The sequence below is a fragment of the Tateyamaria sp. LSS28 genome, assembly GCF_059611725.1.
In genome coordinates, this window is record NZ_JCAPFI010000001.1 from 716742 (window position 1) to 736510 (window position 19769).

Consider the following 19769-nt stretch of genomic DNA (forward strand, 5'->3'; position numbering starts at 1 on the left):
TGCAGTGCGGACGCTTTCAGGGGAGACGCCAGATGCTTAAAGGCAAGTTCGATAAGTCCAAGCTACCCAGCCGGCACGTGACCGAAGGGCCCGCGCGCGCGCCGCACCGGTCCTACTACTATGCCATGGGTATGACCGAGCATGAGATTCACCAACCGCTCGTCGGCGTGGCCACATGCTGGAACGAAGCAGCCCCCTGCAACATCGCCCTGAACCGTCAGGCACAATCGGTGAAGATGGGTGTAAAATCAGCCGATGGCACGCCCCGCGAATTCACCACCATCACCGTCACCGACGGCATCGCCATGGGGCACGAGGGCATGCGGTCTTCGCTGGCCAGCCGCGAGGCTATCGCCGACACTGTTGAGCTGACCATGCGTGGCCACTGCTACGACGCCCTTGTCGGACTTGCAGGTTGTGACAAATCCTTGCCGGGTATGATGATGGCGATGATCCGTCTGAACGTGCCGTCCGTCTTCCTCTATGGTGGGTCGATCTTGCCGGGCCGTGCGCCCGTCGGCGCCAAGGTGCCCGCGGAATATGCCAACCGCGACTTGACCGTGCAGGACATGTTCGAAGCGGTTGGCCACCAGCAAAACGGCACCATGACCGAGGCGGAACTGGACGTGCTTGAGCGCGTCGCTTGCCCCTCTGCCGGGGCCTGCGGCGGCCAGTTCACCGCGAACACCATGGCCTGTGTGTCCGAAGCGATCGGCCTTGCGCTGCCCAACTCTGCCGGGGCCCCTGCACCTTACGAGAGCCGCGACCAATACGCCGAAGCCTCCGGTGCCGCGGTCATGAACCTGATCGAAAAGAACATCCGCGCGCGTGACATCTGCACACGGCAGGCATTCGAAAACGCGGCCCGCGTGGTTGCCTGCACGGGCGGCTCCACCAACGCCGGTCTGCACCTGCCCGCCATGGCGCACGAGGCAGGGATCGATTTCTACCTCGATGACGTGTGCGAAATTTTCCGCGACACCCCTTACTTCGTCGACCTGAAACCGGGCGGCCAATACGTCGCCAAGGACATGTACGAAGCGGGCGGCATCTATGTGGTGATGAAGGAACTGCGCAAAGCGGGCCTGATCCACGAGGATTGCATGACCGCCACCGGCAACTCCATCGGCGAAGAGCTGGACAAGATCAGCCTCGAAGCCGACGGGCGTGTGATCTACCCCATCGAAAACCCGATCACCAAAACGGGCGGCGTTGTGGGCCTGAAAGGCAACGTGGCCCCCGAAGGCGCCATCGTTAAGGTCGCAGGCATGGAAGCGCAGCACCAAATCTTTACAGGCCCTGCGCGCGTGTTCGAATGCGAGCAGGATGCCTTTGAGTCGGTCCAGAACCGCACCTACGAAGAAGGCGACGTGTTCGTGATCCGCAATGAAGGACCGTCTGGCGGCCCCGGCATGCGCGAAATGCTGGCAACCACCGCAGCCTTGTCTGGTCAGGGCATGGGCAAGAAGGTGGCGCTGATCACCGATGGCCGCTTCTCGGGCGCAACACGCGGCTTCTGCATCGGCCACGTTGGCCCCGAAGCGGCCCATGGCGGTCCCATCGCATTGCTGAAAGACGGGGACGTGATCACCATCAACGCGATCGAAGGATCGATCAATGTTGACCTCTCGGACGAAGAATTGGCGGAACGCAAGGCCGCCTGGTCCGGCGCGCGCGAAACCATCTATGCCTCGGGTGCGCTGTGGAAATACGCGCAGCTTGTGGGCGAGACATACAAGGGCGCGGTCACGCATCCGGGTGCCAAGGCGGAACGGCATGAATACTGGGACCTCTAAGGGTCTCCTGCTCGGCGCGCTGCTTTTCGGTCTTGCGGCTTGCGAAGATTTCGCAGGGCTCAACCTTGGCGGCGCGACGGGTGAAAACCTTGCACTCAGCAGCGCTAGACTGGCGGACGGCAAGGTACGTTTGGTGCCACCACCAGGCTTCTGCGTGGACAAGCGCAGCCTGCGCCAGAATTTTGCACTCATGGCGCGCTGTGACGCGTTGGGCGGTAGGCTCACGACAGACGCCCCGCTCGCCATCATCACGGCCACTACCGTCATGGCCAACGGTACGACACAAATCAGCACATCGGCCTTCGACAGCACCACGGAATCTGTGATTCAACGCATTGATGACGCGCCGCTCGCCCTTGTTCAGGTCAAGGGCAAGCCACCCAGCGCTGACATGCGCGACACCTACTGGCGTGGCGCGACCCGGATTGGCGATCGGGTGATTGGCCTTACGCTGTATCAAAAGGCCGACGAAGCGGATTTGGGCAATGTTGCACCCGATCTGCTGATCCAAACGGTCGAGCAAACGCAGGAACAATCCATCGTCGCCGCCATTGCACTGCAGGACAATTCTGCAACGCAAACGCCGAAACCGGTAGGCAAGGGGTTTCTCGCGGGTTTATTTGAGTGAAACCTTTGGCATAGATAAACTACCGGCAAGAGAACCGGCGCAGGGGCATATGGCAGGCAACCGCATCTCATTCCTGGACAGGGTCACGCACCGTCATACGGTGCGTCGTTGGGCACGCGCAGCCCGCAACGCCAATGATGCGCATGTTTCCGAGTTGCGCGGACTGCGCTCAGCCGCACGACTGTTGCGCAGTCATCTTGACCGTCTGATCCACCGCGCCGATGAACGGTTGGCCCTACCCGCCATCGGCTCCACCGCCTTCCCCCGTCCGCACAACGCGGACTGGGCGTGGCGCCCTGAACTTTGGCGTGGTTCGCTGCCCAGCCCGGGCATGTCGTCGGTCCAGACGAAATCGATGCTCGGCAACGAGGTTACGCTGTTCCACGACTGCGCTTTCAGTGAACTGACCCTCCGCCAGCTTCGTAACCTGCGCGAAGAGGATCTGGCCCCCTATGGCGTGCGTCTTGATGTCTTCAAATTCGACGGCTCGTTCCTGTCGCTCGTGATCGATCTACCCGAGGATGCGGTCAAAGGGCTGACCAAGAACCATCTTCTGGGCATGAACACGATTGTCGAGATGGAAAAACCGCTCGAAATCTTTGCCCGTCTCAACGTGCGCCATGGTCCCAACACCGAACAGATCGTGCGCGAACTGCCCCTCAATCAAGAGGACGTCACGGTCGAATTCGATCTTGCTTATTCCAAGTTGAACGAAAAGCGGGTCGAACGGGCCTGGATCGACCTGATCTTTGAAGGCCCCGAAATGAACCAGGTCACTCTGCGTGACCTCACCTTCTCGCGCCGCCCCCGCGCCGCCTTGTGATGAAAGGGAAGCGATGAGCACTCTGACCCTCACACCGACCAAGATGCGCTATGGGATCTGGCAGGGACTGATCCAGCAGAACGGCACCGGCGTGCCCCAGATCAAGGTGACCCACCTGAACAACGATGTCCCCGACGTGCAAGTCACCGAGCAGGACGAAGACGGGCAATGGCTGTTGCAGGTGCCCGTCCCGGCCGAGGCAATTGCCGACGGTGTGCAGGTCTTTGTTATCGCCGATGCGACCGACGACGAAAAGCTGGGCCATTTCACCCTTATCGCGGGTGAGGCCCTGGGCGACGATATCCGGGGCGAAGTTGCCCTTCTGCGCGAAGAGCTCGACATGCTCAAACGCGCCTTTCGCCGCCACTGCGTCGAAACCAGCTAACGCTGCGCCGCCTTCAACGCGGCGTTCAACACCTCCCGATCCCCAACGTGATTGGCAAGGATCAGTATCAGCCGCGCGTTCAGGGCGTCGCTCTCCTCCTTGCTCAGCCCCTGATGCACCGCCAGCAGCTCGTCATAGAACCCATCCGGGTCCGCGATGTTCGGCTCAAGGTTCAAGTCCATCACGCGCCCTTTCCCAATGCGATGCGCATCGCCACCGCCACATCCTCCGCAGACGCCTCTGGCCACCGCGCCACAACATGTTGATCCGGACGGAACAGGTACACCGCACCCCTCGCATCGCCCAGGTAACGCTCTTTCAGAAACGGATTGCCTCGGGCGGTCAAGCCCAGATGGGTCAGTGGCACGCCGTCCACCTCGTCAATGTCCGGCGCAGGCACATCAACGCAAAGCAGCGTGAACTCACCCGGCAACCGATCCAGCAAATAGGTCTCGCCCAGCTTCGCATCCACCGCGGGCGTCCCAACGCGAGTCCGTTCCGGCCCGTCCAGCATATCCGGTCCATTCAGTGACAGCCCGTCATACACACACGGCACCGACAACCGCCCCGAATTCACCAAGGGCCGGCCAAAGGGATGATCCCGCGCCAGTTCCAGCACCGCATTGCGGAACACCTTGCTGATCTCGCTTTTGGGGGTCAGGAAATCGGTCGCTCGGGTGGAGTTCAGAATATTCTCATCCGCCCCATGCACCCGCTCCTCCGAATAGCTGTCCAGCAGCGCCTCGGGCGCCAAGCCTCGGATCACGAAATCCAGCTTCCACGCCAGATTGTCCGTATCCTGCACCCCGCTATTCGCCCCGCGCGCGCCAAACGGCGACACCTGATGCGCGCTGTCCCCGGCAAAGATCACGCGGTCATGCCGAAACTCCTGCATCCGCCGGCACTGGAAGGTGTAGATCGAGGTCCACTCCAACTCATATTCCGCCCCTTCATCCAGCATCGCATCGACGCGGGCGCGAATGTTCTCTTCCTTCAGCTCCTTCTCACGGTCGATGTCCCACCCAAGCTGAAAGTCGATGCGCCAGATGTCGTCAGGTTGCTTATGGAGCAGCGCCGACTGCCCCGCATCTTTGAACGGCGGCTCGAACCAGAACCACCGCTCGGTCGGGAAATCGGCGGTCATCTTGACGTCAGCAATCAGGAAATTGTCCTCGAATACCCGCCCGTCAAAGCTCAACCCCATCATGTCCCGCACCGGCGACCGCGCGCCGTCACAGGCAATCAGCCACTCGGCTTCGATCTGATAAGGACCATCGGGCGTGTCCACATCCAACAGAACGTGATCGTCCCGCTGATCCATCGCGGTGACAGCGTTGCGCCCACGTATCTCAATCGGCGCGCCCTCGCTCTGCGCCACCCGAATCTCATCGACCAGAAACTTCTCGAAATAGGGCTGCTGCAGATTGATAAACGCCGGGCAGCGATGCCCGTCCTCGGGTTGCAGGTTGAACTGAAACACGCGGTCCTCACCGTGAAAGACCTTCCCCACGTTCCAGACAACCCCCTTGTCGATCATGCGCTGCCCAGCGCCCAACCGATTGGCGATCTCCAACGTCCGCTTGGCAAAACAAATCGCCCGACTGCCCTGACCCACACCGTCATGGTCATCCAACACCAGCACCGGCGTGCCCTTGCGGCCAAGGTCGAGGGCCAGTGCCATGCCGATAGGTCCTCCGCCGACAATCACAACGGGGTGCCGTTGCGCCGGCATCGTCTGCGCTGAAACAGGGGCGTACGGGTAGAGCTGGAATTGAGTTTTATAGCGTTGCTTGATCACGTCAGGCCCCGATCTGGCTTACCAAGTAACTTGCCATTGCAAGGACGAGCGCCAGGACAGCCGACACCACGCTAAGCCGCCCCACCCTTGATCGAAACACGGTGGCAAAGATGTATCCCCAAGTACTTGCCGCAATCTTCGAATTCCGGGGGTAATCCCGCGGCGTTTCAAGTGTCGCCCTCGAACCAATTGTAAGTAGTGGCGCTGCATGAAAAAAGAAAAGAATCCACGCGCAAAAACCGGTTGCGCCAGAAGTCCACCCAAGGATCACAGCCCAACTCACCCCTGCAACGCCTCCCACATCTCGATATCCCGCTTGTCCGTCCAGATGCGCGGATGCGCAATGCCACGGGCCTCGTCATGGGCGCGGGCGACGTTGAATGGCAGGCAGTGTTCATAGATGGCATAGTCGCTGAACTTCGGATCGCATTCGGCGCGCACCGCATCCCAAGCCTCTTTCAACGACCCGCCGCGCGCCGCGATCCGTGCTGCCGGGCGGTAGGTGCTATCGACAAAATCCCGTGTGCTCTCAATGGCCTTGTTCACCATCTCGGACCCCACAAGCGCATCGCCGCGCCCCGGCGCAATGGCATCAACGTCATATGCTTTGATCGCATCCAGCGTCCCACCCCAATCACCAAAGTATCCATCCCCGCAATAACAGGCCGAGTGATACTCAACGATGTCACCCGTAAACATCACGTTCTGATCCGGCACATGGATCACAGCATCCCCCGCCGTATGGGCGCGGCCCAGATGCTTGATGTCCACCCGGCGCGACCCGAGGTAGACCGTCATAGACTCCGAAAACGTCGTCGTGGGCCATGTCAGCCCCGGAATGCTCTCGTGCCCCTCAAAGAGCCTCGGAAAACGCTGAAACTCGCTGTCCCAATCCTCCTGCCCCCGCTCGGCCACCATGCCACGCGCCATGTCCGACATGATGATCTGATCGGCGCCATAGGCCGACGCCCCCAGCACGCGCACGGCGTGATAATGGGTCAGCACCACATGGCTGATCGGCTTGTCGGTCACGCCGCGCACCTTCTCAATCACCTTCTCGGCCAGACGCGGGGTCGCCTGCGCCTCGACAATCATCACGCTGTCATCGCCGATGATCACACCTGAATTCGGATCGCCCTCGGCGGTAAAGGCCCATAGACCCTCTCCGATCTCGTCAAAGGTGATCGTTTTTTCGGTCATGTCGCCTTGAGAGGCGAAGGCTTTGGCCATGTATCAGGTCCTTTCAGGAAGCGTCGGGTTGTTGGTCGGGATGGGCGGCGGCAATGGCGGGCACGTTCAGACAGGCCGCCTCGATCCGCTGTACTTTGGGAAAGGGGGTCACATCCACCCCCCAGCGATGCGCGTTGTAAACCTGCGCCACAAGGCACAGATCGGCAAGGTCAGGCGCGTGTCCAAAGGCAAAGGGTGTGTCGTCCTGCACCAGCGTCTCGAAGGCCATGAAACCTTCGACCATCCAGTGCCGCATCCAATCCATCGCGCCGTCCGTGTCCGCGCCATAGGCATCTCGCAGATGGGTCACGACGCGCAGGTTGTTCACCGGGTGCACATCCACGGCAATGGTATGGGCCGCCGCCTGCACCCGTGCCCGCACCAGCGGATCGGTGGGCAGCAGTGCAGGTTCAGGCCAACGCGCGTCGATATAGTCCAGAATGGCCAACGACTGCGTCAGCACCGACCCATCCTCCAACACCAACGTCGGCACGCCTCTGCCGGGGTTGATCTCTGCATATTCTGCGCTCTTCTGCACCCCGGCCAATAGGTCTACGGGCGCCGTTTCAAACGGCACACCCTTGAGGTTCAGGGCCGCACGTACACGGTAGGACGTTGTCGAACGCCAATAGCTGTACAGGGTCAAAGGGGCAGTCATGTAAGTGTCCGTTGCCAAAGTCGTCGCATCGGTAACTGTTGATTTTGTAACCAACAAGCCTCAGCGCAGCAGCGCCGACGACCACGCCTCAAGAAACAGCTCGCGTTTCAACCGGTCCAGGTAGACAAGCAAACCGGGATCAAGGCTGACGACGTTCAGCACCTGTGCATCCGCATCCCCAATCGATGGCAAGGGAAAGCCGGGCCGATCCTGCGCCGCCCAAGCCCCGGACGTCAGGTAAGACACCATTGCCTCAGCCGCGCCGCCCACATCCGTGCTGTCCAGCACCAGCGCTGTACGCATCATCGTCGTGGCAAAATCCTCGGGCGTGATGATTGTGACCGTGTCCAGCGTCTCGGGTCGGGTCGACGCGTAGCTTCCCAGCACATTATAGGCCACGAACAATTCACCCGAGGCCAAGTCGTCAATCATATCGCCCGAACAACAATAAAGCTGCGCATCCAAGTTCCCGAACACCTCCATCAGCCGCCAAAACGTCTCGGACGCGCGGGCATCCTGCGTGGCGAACAAATACCCAAGGCCGGACAGACGCACATCGTAAGTGCCAAGCCGCCCACGAAAATGCTCTGGGTCCGCGCGCAGTGCTTCGATCAACTCCTGCCGCGTGCTGGGCAGTGGGCGCCCTTTGAACGCTGCGCGGTTCAGTACCACGGTCGCAGGTTCCAGCGTGAAACCAAACACGCTTTGCCGCCACTGCGACCCGCCCTGTTGCGCCAAGCCTGGCAAGCGGCGCGCCAGCCCGTCATTCGCCAGCTTCAATTGCAAATCCATGGCGCTCGAAATCACCACGTCAAAGCAATCACCGCAATCCGCAATCAAGGTCAGAATGTCCGCTGACCCCGCAACGGCATAGTCCACCGAAACGGACGGATTGCGGGCGATAAACCCCTCGACAATAGGCGCGAAAATATCCGTGTCCGTGCTCGACAACACGCGCAATGTCACACCGTCCTCGCCGTGAAACATCTGGCGGTCTTCCAGCTCTGCCGCGGCCAGCGCACCCGCCCAAAGGCACAGGATCACAGATACAAAGTTGCGCATGCCCCACCCTCATCCAAGTTCGCCAGTCCCAGCCGCCCGCCATGGGCTTCGGCCACATCCTGCGCGATGGTCAGACCCAAACCAGAACCCACCGTATCGCCTGCATTCGCACCGCGCTGAAAACGCTGCGACAGCTCCGCCATCTGCTCGGCAGGAAACCCGCCACCTTCGTCACACACAACAACGGCGACCGGATCGCGCTGCACCTCGATCCGCACCACCCCTTCGGGCGGGGAATACTTCAGCGCGTTGTCAATCAGGTTGCGCACCGCATTCTGGATCAGAATAGGATCACCCTGCACCTCGACCAGTCCCTCGGCAATCAGCACCAATTCCAGGTCCTTCATCTCGGCCACGGGCGTCAGCCGGTCCACCAGCTCCCGACAGATGCCGACCAGATCAATCTGCCGCCGCTCCAACTGGTCCCCGCGAAAGGTAACCATGGCATGGTCCAGCAACTGTCCCGCTGCCCTGCTGCTCTCGTCAATCGCGCGGATCATGGATCGCAAGGCGGCGCGGTTCTCGTCCTTGTCCACGCGCATCAGCGTCGCTTCGGCATGGGTGCGCACAGTGGCCAAAGGCGTCCGCACCCGATGCGCGGCCTCGGCAATGAATGTCTCGGATTGGGTCAGCGAATGGCTCAGCCGGGTCATCAGTGAATTCAACGATGTGACCAAGGGCGACAACTCGGTCGGCACCGGGCGCACCACAGGGCGCAAATCACGGGGACCCCGCCGCGCCACAGCTTCAGCCATCTGGCTCAGGGGGCGCACCGTCGACCGCGAAGTCCACAACGCCATGCCCGCCGCCAAGACAAAAAACGCCCCACCAAACAGCGCCGCATTCACCGAAATCGCCCAAAGCGTCCCGGCCAGACTATCGCGCGTCTGGGCCACGCTCACGGTCAGCAACACGGGCGCAGGACCCGCAGGCAAAGCACGGGTCAACGTTGCACGTCGCACCTCTGCCCCACCAAACGCTTGCGTCTGAAAATCCAGCCCCACCGTCGGATCAAAAGGACCCTCCGCCAACCCGTCATAACCGGTCAGCAACGCATCCCCCTGATGTACGGCATAAAACACACGGTCATCGGCCGCCGTATCCAACATGGCAAAGGCGGCATAGGGGACATCCACTTCGATCTCCCCATCGCGCACCACCGCCGCATCCATCAAAGACGTCAAGGACGCCTCAAGAATCCGATCCTGACTTTGCTGCGCGATCTGCTGGGCATAGGTGCGCACAACAAGGAAAAACAGAACAGCCAACAGCGTGGCGCCCCCAATCAGGGTCCAGGTCAGCCGCCGCCGCAAGGATGTCGCGCTACGCCTCATCCAACCGGTACCCCAAACCCCGATGGGTCGAAATGGTCAGGCTCGATGGCTCCAGATGCTTGCGCAACCGGCCCACATAAACCTCGATCGCGTTCTCGGTTACCGTCCCGTCATAGGAAAACAGCCGATCCACCAGCTTGTCCTTGGAAAAGATCTGGCCGGGCGCGTTCATAAACAGCTCCAGCAAACGCAGCTCGCGATTGCGAAGGGTCACATTCTGCCCACCAATGGTCAAAACGGATGCCACCGGGTCCAGCGCAGCATTGCCCCGGCGAATGACAGTCTGCGCCGACCCCGTGCGACGGCGCAGAACGGCGCGGCAGCGGGCCTGCAATTCAGCGTGGTCAAAGGGCTTGGTCAGGTAATCATCGGCCCCAAGGTCCAACATGCTCACACGGTCCGACACTTCGGATCGCGCTGTCAGGACAATGACAGGCGTGTCATCCTCTTGCGCGCGGTGACGCTCCAGAAACACGCGACCGTCGCCGTCGGGCAGCATAATATCCAGCAGGATCAGATCGTACTCTCCGACACGCAAAAAGTCTGATCCCTCGGACAATGTCGCGGCATGGTCAATCACGTGCCCATCCAAGCGCATCCGGGTACAAAGTGCACCCGCCAGTTCTGCATTGTCCTCAATCAGCAGGTATTTCATCCAATCCGCCCAGAACTGCGCCGCCATGACAGGTTTATGTCAGGTTCGCATGTTTTCAGGGCAGCATTCGCGTGAAAACGCGTGAAGTCAAATGGGAGGACATCATGAAAACGTTCCAAATGGGCCGCAGGGCCCTGCTTGGCGCAGCTATGGCATTTGGCCTGGGCGGCGCAGCAATTGCAGACGGCCACCAGGTCGTTGACAGCATCCACTTCCTGATCCCCGGCGGCGCCGGTGGTGGTTGGGACGGCACTGCCCGCGGCACAGGCGAGGCGCTGACCGGCGCAGGCCTTGTGGGCACCGCATCCTTTGAAAACATGTCGGGCGGCGGCGGCGGCAAAGCCATCGGCTATCTGATCGAAAACGCGGAAAGCAACCACGGCACGCTGATGGTCAACTCGACCCCTATCGTGATCCGCTCGCTGACGGGCGTGTTCCCGCACAACTTCCGTGACCTGACGCTCGTTGCAGGCACCATTGGTGACTACGCTGCGATGGTCGTGGGCAAAGACAGCCCCATCAATTCGATGGAAGAATTGCTGGCAGCCTATGACGCAGATCCGAACAGCACTGCCATCGGCGGCGGCTCGGTTCCCGGTGGCATGGACCACCTGGTTGCAGCCATGGTGATGGAAGCCGCGGGCAAGGATGCGCTGGGCGTGAAGTACATCCCCTACGATGCGGGTGGCAAAGCCATGGCGGCGCTGCTGTCGGGCGAAATCGCGGCGCTCTCCACCGGCTTCTCCGAAGCGGTTGATCTGGCCAACGCGGGTGAGGTCAAAATCATCGGCGTGACAGCACCCGAGCGCGTGGACGCAGCCCCGGATGCCATGACCATGAAGGAACAAGGGATCGACACCGAGTTCGTGAACTGGCGTGGGTTCTTCGGTGCCCCCGGCCTGCCCGAAGACAAGGTGGCGATGTATCAGGACGCACTGACCAAGATGTATGACACCCCCGAATGGGAAACCGTGCGCGCGCGCAACGGCTGGGTCAACATCCACAACAACGGGGACGAGTTCAAAGCGTTCCTCGAAGATCAGGAACAGGTCATTGGCGACCTGATGAAGAAGCTCGGCTTCCTCTGATCTGAAGCGCCTTTGGTGCGGAGCGAACACGCTCCGCACCTGCCCCATGGGGGGCTAAACCGTTAAAATTAAGTAAAATTAACCCTTTTTCTCAATGGAATCAGAGTTGTCCCCGCGGGGACAGATCAATCGGGGGGATATCATGGCACTGGATCGCTGGATCGGACTGATCCTTTTGGGCATTTTCGCCGCCTACGGCTACGCCGCGTGGTTCACGATGGACGGCAGCCTTGCCCCCTTCATGCAGCGCAATCCCATCTGGCCCTCGACCTTCCCGAAGGTACTCAGCATTCTGGGTATCCTCGTTGGCCTGGTCATCGTTCTTGGCTTGGAAAAAGGCGACAAACCGCGCGAGGAAAATCCCTCCGTCATCGTCTACCGCCAACTCCGCGAATTCAAGCTGGGTCAGGCCGGTCTGCTCCTCGGTCTCATGGTTGCTTACGCCCTGCTGCTGCGCCCCGCCGGTTTCGTCATCGCTACGGTCGGCTTCCTGGTCATGGGTTCCGTCATCCTTGGCGAACGTCGGTGGATCGCAATGATCGTGACCGCGGGCCTTGCCACCGGCATCGTCTGGTATCTGGTGCAGGTGGTGCTTGGCATCTTCCTGCGCCCCCTACCCGCATTCATGGGGATCTAAGACCATGCTCGAAGGTATCCTGATCGGCCTGCAAACGGCCTTCTCCATCCAGAACCTGCTTATGGTCATCGGCGGCTGTCTGATCGGCACGTTCATCGGCATGTTGCCGGGCCTTGGCCCGATGTCGATCATCGCCATCATGATCCCGGTCGCCATCTCTTTGGGCGATCCGTCGGCCGCGCTTATCCTGCTGGCGGGTGTCTACTACGGCGCCATTTTCGGCGGCTCGACGTCCTCCATCCTGCTCAACGCGCCGGGGGTTGCAGGCACCGTCGCGACCAGCTTCGATGGCTACCCAATGGCCCGCGACGGCAAGGCGGGCAAGGCACTGACCATCGCCGCCATCGCATCCTTCTGCGGCGGCTCAATCGGGGCGATCCTGCTGATGATCTTTGCGCCGATGCTGTCGTCGGTCGCGCTCCTGTTCCACTCCGCCGAATACTTCGCGTTGATGGTCGTCGGCCTGTCGGCCATCGCCGCCTTCGCGGGTACGGGTCAGGTCGCCAAAGCGATCATGATGACCCTGCTGGGCCTCATCATGGCAACCGTGGGCGAAGGCGCGCTGTTCAACATGCCACGCTTCACCATGGGGCTGATGGACCTCCAATCCGGGTTCGCCTTCATCACTCTTGCCATGGCGATGTTCGCCTTGCCCGAGGCGCTCTACCTCGTGATGGACCCGAACCGTTCCAAGTCCGGCCAGTCCGGCGACATCAAGGATCTTCGGATCACACGGGACGAAGCCAGGTCCATCGCCCCAGTCATCGGTCGTCAGTCCCTGCAGGGCTTCTTCATCGGCGTGCTACCGGGGGCCGGAGCGACCATCGCGTCCTTCCTCGGCTACGCGGTCGAACGCAACATCGCACCCGAAAAGGAAAAGCAGGAGTTCGGCAAGGGATCCATCAAGGGCCTCGCCGCCCCTGAGACAGCGAACAATGCCGCGTGCACTGGGTCGTTCGTGCCGCTCCTGACGCTCGGCATCCCCGGTTCCGGCACCACCGCCATCTTGCTAGGTGCACTGATCGCGCTGAACGTCACACCCGGCCCACGCCTGATGGTGGACGATCCGCAGATTTTCTGGGCTGTCATCATCTCGATGTATATCGGCAACCTCGTCCTGCTGATCCTGAACCTGCCGCTGATCCCCTACATTGCAAAAATCCTCGCAGTGCCGCGCAACTTCCTGATCCCCTTCATCCTCTTCTTCACGCTGATGGGGGCGTATATCGGGCAGAACAACGCGACGGAGCTTCTGCTGCTCGTCGGCTTCGGCATCTGCGCCACGATCCTGCGTTTTGCCGACTACCCGCTGGCCCCGCTGCTGATCGGTTTCATCCTTGGTGGTATGCTTGAGGACAACTTCTCTCGCTCGATGCAGTTGTATGATGGCGTCAGCTTTGTCTGGGAACGGCCCATGACGCTGGGCCTGCTGGTCATTGCAGCGCTTCTGGTGATCTTGCCCAGCTACCGTGCACGCCGTGCGCGTCTGCGGGCGCGGGGGGTGGCGGACGGTGACTAAACCGCTGGACGGGGTCCGGGTCCTTGACCTGACCAACGTCCTGGCGGGGCCGTTCTGTTGCCACCAACTGGCCCATATGGGCGCCGAAGTGATCAAGGTCGAGGCCCCCGGTCGTGGGGACCTTGCCCGGCAACTGGGTGCCGATCCCGCGCTGAATGCGAAAGGGATGGGGGTGTCTTTCCTTGCCCAGAATGCCGGCAAGAAATCGGTCACGGTGAACTTCAAACATGTAGAAGGAAAGGCGCTGTTCCTAAGGCTCGTCGAGACCGCCGACGTGGTGGTCGAGAACTTTCGCCCCGGCGTCATGGACCGATTGGGGCTGGGGTACGAGGTGTTGAAGGAGCGCAAGCCTGATCTCATCTATTGCGCGATTTCCGGGTTTGGACAGGACGGTCCTTGGGTGGATCGACCCGCCTATGACCAGATCGTGCAAGGTGTATCCGGCATCATGTCGATCACCGGCGATGACTCCAGCGCACCCCTGCGCGTGGGCTATCCGGTGGCAGATACGGTGGGCGGGATGACGGCAGCCTTTGCCGTCGCTTCCGCCCTCAATGCCCGTCCCCGCGGGACGTTTATTGATTGTTCGATGCTGGAAAGCGTGCTGGCCACCATGGGGTGGGTTGTGTCCAACCATGTCATCGCTGGGGTGGAGCCACGCGCAAACGGGAACGAGAATCCGACGTCCGCCCCATCCGGCACATTTGAAACCGGCCTTGGGCTGATCAACATCGCGGCCAACAAGGATGAGCAGTGGATGTTGCTGACAGACTTCCTTGGTTTGGATGAACTGCGCGACCGGGCCGAATACAACACACGAGAAGATCGAAAACGGAACCGTATGGTGCTGCGCACAGAGATCGAGGCGGCGCTTTTGGAATGGACTGCAGTTGATCTTGCGCAAGCATTGAACGCCATCGGTGTTCCCGCAGGCGCAGTAATGTCGGTGCCAGAGGTGTTGTCCCATCCACAGATTGCAGACCGTGGGCTGATGTCGCGCTACCCGGACGTACCGGGGGTGGGGCGCGATATCGAGGTGGTGAATACAGGGGTCAAGCTGAATGGTGCACCGCTGACGGTGCCCACCCCGCCGCCACAGCTTGGGGAACATGCGCACGAAATTTGGCGCGCACTGGGTCTGAGCAACCAAGACATTGCGGACCTGACCGACAAGGAGGCGATATGAGTGACGTTTCGGATTGGTGGTCCACCGACATCATCGACATGGCACCCGGTCAGATCCGGCTGCGCGGACATCCGATTGAGGACCTGATTGGCGCGGTGAGCTTTCCGCAAATGATCTGGTTGATGACGCGGGGCGACATGCCGTCCGAGGCACAGGCGAAACTGTTCGAAGCGGCCTTGGTCGCCGCTGTGGATCATGGGCCGCAAGCCCCGTCAATTGCGGCGGCGCGGATGGCCGTGACTTGTGGTTTAAGCCTGAACGGGGCAATGGCCTCGGCCGTGAACATGCTGGATGATGTACATGGTGGCGCTGGTGAGCAGGCGGTTGAGTTGTACTGTCGTATTGATGCCAGCGATGCCCCCTTGGCCGAGGTTCTTGATGCGTGGCGTGCGGAGCATGGGCCGTTTATTCCAGGTTTCGGCCACCGATTTCACAAGCCGGTCGATCCGCGCGCACCAAGGCTTTTGGCGCTGGTTGATGAGGCCAAAACATACAGTGTCGTATCTGGCAACTATGTTACGGTGGCGCGCAGTATTGAGGCGGTTCTTGCCGCAGAAAAAGGCAAGCCGGTGCCCATGAATATCGACGGTGCGACGGCTGTTATTTTTGCCGAGCTAGGCTTTCCCGCACCTTTGGCACGAGGGCTGTTCTGCCTTTCCCGGTCCGTCGGCATTCTCTCGCACGCATGGGAGCAACAGCAGCAGGGAGGCCGGAACAAGGGACCGACCCCGCCGAGCTATCGCTGGACGTATACCGGTCCTAATCCCATTGAAGACTAGCGGCCCATCCAGCCGCCATCGACCAACATGACATGGCCGTGCATATAGGCTGACGCGTCCGAAGCGAGGAAGACAGCGGGACCTTTGAAGTCTTCTGGTTTGCCCCAACGGCCCGCCGGGATACGTTCTAGTATAGACTTGGAGCGAACCGGGTCATTGCGCAGCGCTTCGGTGTTGTCGGTGTCGATATAGCCGGGGGCGATGGCGTTCACGTTCACGCCCTTGCCTGCCCATTCATTGGCAAAGGCCATGGTGAGTTGGCCGATCCCGCCCTTCGAGGCTGCATAGCCGGGCACCGTGATCCCGCCCTGGAAGGTGAGCAGGGAGGCGGTGAAGATGACCTTGCCCGACCCGCGTTCGACCATGGTCTTGCCGACCTCGCGGGTGAGGATGAACTGCGCGTTCAGGTTCACCTCGATCACTTTGTCCCACATGTCGTCGGGATGTTCGGCGGCGGGGGTGCGCAGGATGGTGCCGGCGTTGTTGATCAGGATGTCGATCTGCGGGTGATCTGTGAGGACCTGCGCGGCGAAAGCTTTGACTGCTGCACGGTTCGAAAAGTCGCAAGAGTATGGTGTGAATGTGCGACCCATGGCTTCAATGCGTTGTTGGACGTCCGAACCGGGGGCGAGTGTTGCGCTGACACCGATGATGTCGGCCCCGGCTTCGGCCAGCGCCTCGGCCATGCCGCGTCCTATACCGCGTTTTGCGCCTGTTACGAGGGCGGTTTTGCCAGACAGGTCGAAGGAGTTGCGAACGTTCATTGCAGCCCCTCCGTGACCCGGATCATGGATTTCATGGCATTGGGGTTTTCGGTGAGCGTTTTGAACGCGCCTTCGATGTCGTCCAGCCCCTGGATGTCGGTGATAAAGGCATCACAATCGACGACGCCTTTGGCGAGCAGGTCCATGGCCTTGTCATAGTCCTCGGGTCGGTAGACTCGGGCACCGATCAGGTCGAGCTCGCGCCAGAAGAACTGGAACATGTCGATCTGCGGTTTGGTGGCGTGGATGGCGACCATAACGATACGTCCACGTGTGGCGGCAGCGGCAGTCATCAGGTCGACACCCGGTTGGCTGCCAGAGACTTCGAAGGCAACATCGGCGCCCTTGCCGTCTGTCGCCTCGTGCATGGCCTTGGCGACATCGGTGGTTTTGGGGTCCATCGTTGTGAACCCGATCTTTTGCGCGAAGGCGAGGCGGTTGTCGTTGATTTCGGCCACTGTGACACTGGCACCCGCATCGCGCGCGGCCATTGCAACAAGCATACCAATGGGGCCGCCGCCGATAACAAGCACGTCTTCGCCCGGCTGCACCTTGCCCCGGTCCACGTCGTGGACGGCCACAGCAAGAGGCTCGATCAGGGCTGCGTGAGCGAGGTTCAGATCGTCGGGCAGAATGTGCACAGTATGGGCGGGGACGTTCCATTTTTGCTGGAACGCACCATCGCTGTCGATGCCGATGAATTTCAGATTGTGGCAGATGTGCTGGTGACCGGCATTGCAGGCAGGGCAATCGCCACAGTGGTCGAGCGGGCGGACGACAATGCGTTGGCCCGGTGCGAACCCGCCAACGCCCTCACCAACGGCAGAGACAACGCCGGACATCTCGTGCCCGATGGTCCGTTCGAAACCTACCCGTGGGTCCATGTGGCCAAGGTAGATGTGCAGATCCGTTCCACAGATTCCGCAATATGCGACGTCGATCTGTACCTGGCCGGGGCCAGGTGCGGGTGTCTCCACCGCCTCAACAGAAAAGCGTTTTTCGCCACGGTAAAAGGCCGCCTGATGCGTCATGTCCCTGTCCTCTCTCCCTGTTTTGCCGGGACATTGGACCGGATTGAAACACGCGATCAAGAGCACGGGCGAATTTCGTGAAACCGGAATCTCAGGACTTGGAGAACAGGGCCTTGGCGGCGTCCACAATCCCGTCGGCGGAAGGCAGCGTCGCGGCGTAGGCAGGGCCGGTGGCGATAAAGCAATCTTCGGCCGTGACGCGGGCGAAATTGGTGATGCCAGCCTCGGAAAAGAGCGCCATGAGTGCTTCGGATTGGCTGCCCGTGCGACGGCATTCATCAACGATCAGGGTCGCGCCACACATCTTGGCCTGTTCGATCAGCGCCGCTTCTGGAAGGGGCGCGAGCCAGCGCATGTCGATGACACGGGTGTTTATGCCGCTTGAGCGCAATCGTTCAGCCGCTTGTTCAGTCAGGTAGCGCCCATTGCCATAGGTCACGATGGCAAGATCGGCGCCGGTACCGCTGACCCCAACTTCGCCCAGCGCGATCCGCTCGTCGGGGGCGGGGTAGACCGACATCCATCCCTTGTCGCCCTCAGCGTGCAGGTCGCGCATGGGATAGAGGGCGATAGGTTCAACAAAGACCACGACCCGCTGTTCCTCGCGCGCAAGGCGGACGGCTTCGCGCAGCATCTTGGCCGCGTCGTCACCGCGCGACGGGCAGGCGATGATGAGGCCCGGGATGTCACGCAGAACCGCCAAGGAATTGTCGTTGTGGAAATGCCCGCCGAACCCGCGTTGGTAGCCAAGGCCGGCGATGCGCAGGACCATGGGGTTGGTGTATTGGCCGTTCGAAAAGAAGGGGAGTGTGGCAGCTTCGCCTCTGAGCTGATCCTCGGCGTTGTGGAGGTAGGCGAGGAACTGGATTTCGGGGATCGGAACAAATCCGTTATGCGCCATGCCGATGGCAAGGCCGAGGATGGATTGTTCGTCAAGCAGGGTGTCGATGACGCGGTGCGGGCCGAAGCGGGCTTGCAGCTTTTGCGTAGCACCATAGACGCCGCCCTTTTTACCTATGTCCTCACCCGCCATGACGACTTCGGGATGTTCGAGCATCAGGTCGGTGAGCGCCCACGAGATGAGTTTGCTCATCACCTGTGGGTCTTCGCTGCTGCGCAGATCGGTGCCGAAGACCTGTGCGCGTTGTTCGACAGAAGGCCCGTTTGTAGTTTCACATTTGCGCTCTGGGGGGATCAGGCTTGCGCTGACATCTGCGGCGGTTTGCAAACGCGCACGCTTGGTGGCCTTTGCGGCGAGGTCCTCGCACTCCGCCCCGATCTGTTCGTAAAGCGCCAGTGCCTCCTCTGGCGTGGCGGTCCCGCTATCGCGGAGAAGGCGCGCGGAGTGGAGGAGCGGGTCGTTACCCTCATCAGCTTCGATGTCGGCCTTGGCACGATAGGTGGCTTCGACGTCGGAACCGGCGTGCCCATATAGTCGGACGGTGCGTATATGCAGGAACGCGGGTCGTTTTTGGCGGCGGACAAAGGCAGCCGCCTCGGCGGCAATCCGTGCTGTTTCAGCGACGTTCAAACCATCACAAAAGAAATATTTGAGACCCGGCTTGGCCGAGAAGTTGGCAGCAATCCAACCGGATGGTGTGGACGTCGAGATGCCGATGCCGTTGTCCTCGCACACGAACAGCAACGGCAGAGGTGCGTTTTGGAAACTTGTCCAACACGCCGTGTTGATCGCCCCTTGCGCCGTGGAGTGGTTGGCCGACGCATCCCCGAATGAGCACATGGCAAGGCTATCGTCAGGTAGATGCGCATGCTCCGGACGTTGCCGTTTGGCGAGGCCGATGGAGTAGGCTGCTCCGACCGCCTTGGGCAAGTGGCTGGCAATGGTCGAGGTCTGCGGCGGGATGTTCAGCGCCTTGGACCCGAGCACCTTATGACGGCCACCGGACATCGGATCCTCGGCAGAGGCCGCAAAACTGAGCAGGATGTCCCATGTGGGATCCTGGTCAGGCACCTGACCGGCGCGCGCGATCTGGAACGCGGCATCGCGGTAGTGCAGGAACGCCATGTCGGTGGGACGCAACGCGTGCGCAACGCCCGCCATTCCTTCGTGCCCGCTTGAGCCAATGGTGTAGTACCCCTGCCCTGCCTTTTGCATCGCACGGCTGGTGCGGTCGAGTTGCCGGGACAGGCATTGCGCACGATAGAGGGTCAGAAGCGTTTCGGCATCCATGTCGCCCGCACCGCTGCCGCTTGGCAGGTTATTGGCCTTGAGCCGCCGGTGGAAGTTGTCGTGAACGATGGCGGCGCGATCCATGGGGTGATCCGATGTGGTTGAGGTCGATGCCCGCATAGAACAGCGCACATGCGGAATGGTCCAGTGGCTGCGAGAAAGCGTTACGAAATTTCGATCACTGCACATACAAGTGTAACATTTA

19 protein-coding genes are annotated in these 19769 nt (G+C 61.0%); 9 read left to right on the forward strand and 10 right to left on the reverse strand.

Features of this window, described 5'->3' with window-relative positions; translation table 11 throughout:
- Positions 1–32: 32 nt before the first annotated feature.
- Genes ilvD through AC53L6_RS03620 form a run of 4 tightly spaced genes read left to right on the forward strand, consistent with a single transcriptional unit; the run spans position 33 to position 3632 of the window.
- On the forward strand, positions 33–1796 hold the full coding sequence (gene ilvD, locus AC53L6_RS03605; protein WP_496906832.1) for a dihydroxy-acid dehydratase: 1764 nt from the start codon (positions 33–35) through the stop codon (positions 1794–1796).
- Positions 1777–2424 (forward strand): hypothetical protein, encoded by a 648-nt coding sequence (locus tag AC53L6_RS03610; RefSeq protein WP_496906833.1) that lies wholly within the window; start codon positions 1777–1779, stop codon positions 2422–2424. Before ilvD ends, AC53L6_RS03610 begins: the two co-directional genes overlap by 20 nt.
- A 49-nt stretch (positions 2425–2473) precedes the next feature.
- Positions 2474–3247, forward strand: coding sequence for a DUF6478 family protein (locus tag AC53L6_RS03615; RefSeq protein ID WP_299600599.1), 774 nt, complete (start codon positions 2474–2476; stop codon positions 3245–3247).
- Between the two features lie 13 nt (positions 3248–3260).
- Entirely contained in the window at positions 3261–3632 is a 372-nt protein-coding gene (locus AC53L6_RS03620; RefSeq protein WP_496906834.1) for a hypothetical protein, read from the forward strand.
- Here the strand turns inward: AC53L6_RS03620 and AC53L6_RS03625 are convergent.
- The 7 genes from AC53L6_RS03625 to AC53L6_RS03655 form a co-directional block, all read right to left on the reverse strand.
- On the reverse strand, positions 3629–3814 hold the full coding sequence (locus AC53L6_RS03625) for a DUF2783 domain-containing protein (RefSeq protein WP_496906835.1): 186 nt from the start codon (positions 3812–3814) through the stop codon (positions 3629–3631). The two genes, AC53L6_RS03620 and AC53L6_RS03625, sit on opposite strands and share 4 nt — an antisense overlap.
- A complete protein-coding gene (locus AC53L6_RS03630) occupies positions 3814–5364 on the reverse strand; it encodes an FAD-dependent oxidoreductase (RefSeq protein WP_496906994.1) in 1551 nt (516 codons plus the stop codon). Before AC53L6_RS03630 ends, AC53L6_RS03625 begins: the two co-directional genes overlap by 1 nt.
- 345 nt (positions 5365–5709) lie before the next feature.
- A complete protein-coding gene (locus AC53L6_RS03635; RefSeq protein ID WP_496906836.1) occupies positions 5710–6660 on the reverse strand; it encodes an MBL fold metallo-hydrolase in 951 nt (316 codons plus the stop codon).
- 13 nt (positions 6661–6673) lie between these two features.
- Positions 6674–7318, reverse strand: a complete 645-nt coding sequence (gene maiA / locus AC53L6_RS03640; RefSeq protein ID WP_496906837.1) for a maleylacetoacetate isomerase — start codon at positions 7316–7318, stop codon at positions 6674–6676.
- A 60-nt stretch (positions 7319–7378) separates the two neighbouring features.
- Positions 7379–8380, reverse strand: a complete 1002-nt coding sequence (locus AC53L6_RS03645; RefSeq protein WP_496906838.1) for an ABC transporter substrate-binding protein — start codon at positions 8378–8380, stop codon at positions 7379–7381.
- On the reverse strand, positions 8359–9714 hold the full coding sequence (locus AC53L6_RS03650) for a sensor histidine kinase (RefSeq protein WP_496906839.1): 1356 nt from the start codon (positions 9712–9714) through the stop codon (positions 8359–8361). The genes AC53L6_RS03645 and AC53L6_RS03650 overlap by 22 nt, the downstream gene beginning before the upstream one ends.
- Positions 9704–10369, reverse strand: coding sequence for a response regulator transcription factor (locus AC53L6_RS03655; protein ID WP_299203635.1), 666 nt, complete (start codon positions 10367–10369; stop codon positions 9704–9706). The genes AC53L6_RS03650 and AC53L6_RS03655 overlap by 11 nt, the downstream gene beginning before the upstream one ends.
- A 104-nt stretch (positions 10370–10473) precedes the next feature.
- Here AC53L6_RS03655 and AC53L6_RS03660 point away from each other — a divergent pair, with 104 nt between their 5' ends.
- The 5 genes from AC53L6_RS03660 (at position 10474) to AC53L6_RS03680 (ending at position 15578) form a co-directional block, all read left to right on the forward strand.
- Positions 10474–11457: a Bug family tripartite tricarboxylate transporter substrate binding protein gene (locus AC53L6_RS03660; RefSeq protein ID WP_299203074.1), complete on the forward strand. Its 984-nt coding sequence runs from the start codon at positions 10474–10476 to the stop codon at positions 11455–11457.
- 142 nt (positions 11458–11599) lie between these two features.
- Entirely contained in the window at positions 11600–12094 is a 495-nt protein-coding gene (locus AC53L6_RS03665) for a tripartite tricarboxylate transporter TctB family protein (protein WP_496906840.1), read from the forward strand.
- A 4-nt stretch (positions 12095–12098) separates the two neighbouring features.
- Positions 12099–13613: a tripartite tricarboxylate transporter permease gene (locus tag AC53L6_RS03670; RefSeq protein WP_299548136.1), complete on the forward strand. Its 1515-nt coding sequence runs from the start codon at positions 12099–12101 to the stop codon at positions 13611–13613.
- On the forward strand, positions 13606–14799 hold the full coding sequence (locus tag AC53L6_RS03675) for a CaiB/BaiF CoA transferase family protein (RefSeq protein WP_496906841.1): 1194 nt from the start codon (positions 13606–13608) through the stop codon (positions 14797–14799). Before AC53L6_RS03670 ends, AC53L6_RS03675 begins: the two co-directional genes overlap by 8 nt.
- Positions 14796–15578, forward strand: a complete 783-nt coding sequence (locus AC53L6_RS03680) for a citryl-CoA lyase (protein WP_496906842.1) — start codon at positions 14796–14798, stop codon at positions 15576–15578. The genes AC53L6_RS03675 and AC53L6_RS03680 overlap by 4 nt, the downstream gene beginning before the upstream one ends.
- Here AC53L6_RS03680 and AC53L6_RS03685 read toward each other — a convergent pair.
- From AC53L6_RS03685 to AC53L6_RS03695, 3 genes are all read right to left on the reverse strand, one after another.
- Complete coding sequence (locus AC53L6_RS03685) at positions 15575–16342, reverse strand: SDR family NAD(P)-dependent oxidoreductase (RefSeq protein ID WP_496906843.1); 768 nt, start codon at positions 16340–16342, stop codon at positions 15575–15577. The two genes, AC53L6_RS03680 and AC53L6_RS03685, sit on opposite strands and share 4 nt — an antisense overlap.
- Positions 16339–17373 (reverse strand): zinc-dependent alcohol dehydrogenase, encoded by a 1035-nt coding sequence (locus tag AC53L6_RS03690; protein ID WP_496906844.1) that lies wholly within the window; start codon positions 17371–17373, stop codon positions 16339–16341. The genes AC53L6_RS03685 and AC53L6_RS03690 overlap by 4 nt, the downstream gene beginning before the upstream one ends.
- 91 nt (positions 17374–17464) lie before the next feature.
- Positions 17465–19648 (reverse strand): dehydrogenase E1 component subunit alpha/beta, encoded by a 2184-nt coding sequence (locus AC53L6_RS03695; RefSeq protein ID WP_496906845.1) that lies wholly within the window; start codon positions 19646–19648, stop codon positions 17465–17467.
- Positions 19649–19769: the final 121 nt, after the last annotated feature.

What these genes read in the sequence shown, in the direction of transcription:
- ilvD (WP_496906832.1), top strand. Translation starts at nt 33, where the DNA reads ATGCTTAAAGGCAAGTTCGATAAGTCCAAGCTACCCAGCCGGCACGTG.
- AC53L6_RS03645 (WP_496906838.1), bottom strand. Translation starts at nt 8,380, where the DNA reads ATGCGCAACTTTGTATCTGTGATCCTGTGCCTTTGGGCGGGTGCGCTG.
- AC53L6_RS03670 (WP_299548136.1), top strand. Translation starts at nt 12,099, where the DNA reads ATGCTCGAAGGTATCCTGATCGGCCTGCAAACGGCCTTCTCCATCCAG.
- AC53L6_RS03615 (WP_299600599.1), top strand. Translation starts at nt 2,474, where the DNA reads ATGGCAGGCAACCGCATCTCATTCCTGGACAGGGTCACGCACCGTCAT.
- AC53L6_RS03610 (WP_496906833.1), top strand. Translation starts at nt 1,777, where the DNA reads ATGAATACTGGGACCTCTAAGGGTCTCCTGCTCGGCGCGCTGCTTTTC.
- AC53L6_RS03690 (WP_496906844.1), bottom strand. Translation starts at nt 17,373, where the DNA reads ATGACGCATCAGGCGGCCTTTTACCGTGGCGAAAAACGCTTTTCTGTT.
- AC53L6_RS03635 (WP_496906836.1), bottom strand. Translation starts at nt 6,660, where the DNA reads ATGGCCAAAGCCTTCGCCTCTCAAGGCGACATGACCGAAAAAACGATC.
- AC53L6_RS03630 (WP_496906994.1), bottom strand. Translation starts at nt 5,364, where the DNA reads ATGCCGGCGCAACGGCACCCCGTTGTGATTGTCGGCGGAGGACCTATC.
- AC53L6_RS03650 (WP_496906839.1), bottom strand. Translation starts at nt 9,714, where the DNA reads ATGAGGCGTAGCGCGACATCCTTGCGGCGGCGGCTGACCTGGACCCTG.
- maiA (WP_496906837.1), bottom strand. Translation starts at nt 7,318, where the DNA reads ATGACTGCCCCTTTGACCCTGTACAGCTATTGGCGTTCGACAACGTCC.
- AC53L6_RS03655 (WP_299203635.1), bottom strand. Translation starts at nt 10,369, where the DNA reads ATGAAATACCTGCTGATTGAGGACAATGCAGAACTGGCGGGTGCACTT.
- AC53L6_RS03660 (WP_299203074.1), top strand. Translation starts at nt 10,474, where the DNA reads ATGAAAACGTTCCAAATGGGCCGCAGGGCCCTGCTTGGCGCAGCTATG.
- AC53L6_RS03695 (WP_496906845.1), bottom strand. Translation starts at nt 19,648, where the DNA reads ATGGATCGCGCCGCCATCGTTCACGACAACTTCCACCGGCGGCTCAAG.
- AC53L6_RS03620 (WP_496906834.1), top strand. Translation starts at nt 3,261, where the DNA reads ATGAGCACTCTGACCCTCACACCGACCAAGATGCGCTATGGGATCTGG.
- AC53L6_RS03680 (WP_496906842.1), top strand. Translation starts at nt 14,796, where the DNA reads ATGAGTGACGTTTCGGATTGGTGGTCCACCGACATCATCGACATGGCA.
- AC53L6_RS03625 (WP_496906835.1), bottom strand. Translation starts at nt 3,814, where the DNA reads ATGGACTTGAACCTTGAGCCGAACATCGCGGACCCGGATGGGTTCTAT.
- AC53L6_RS03685 (WP_496906843.1), bottom strand. Translation starts at nt 16,342, where the DNA reads ATGAACGTTCGCAACTCCTTCGACCTGTCTGGCAAAACCGCCCTCGTA.
- AC53L6_RS03665 (WP_496906840.1), top strand. Translation starts at nt 11,600, where the DNA reads ATGGCACTGGATCGCTGGATCGGACTGATCCTTTTGGGCATTTTCGCC.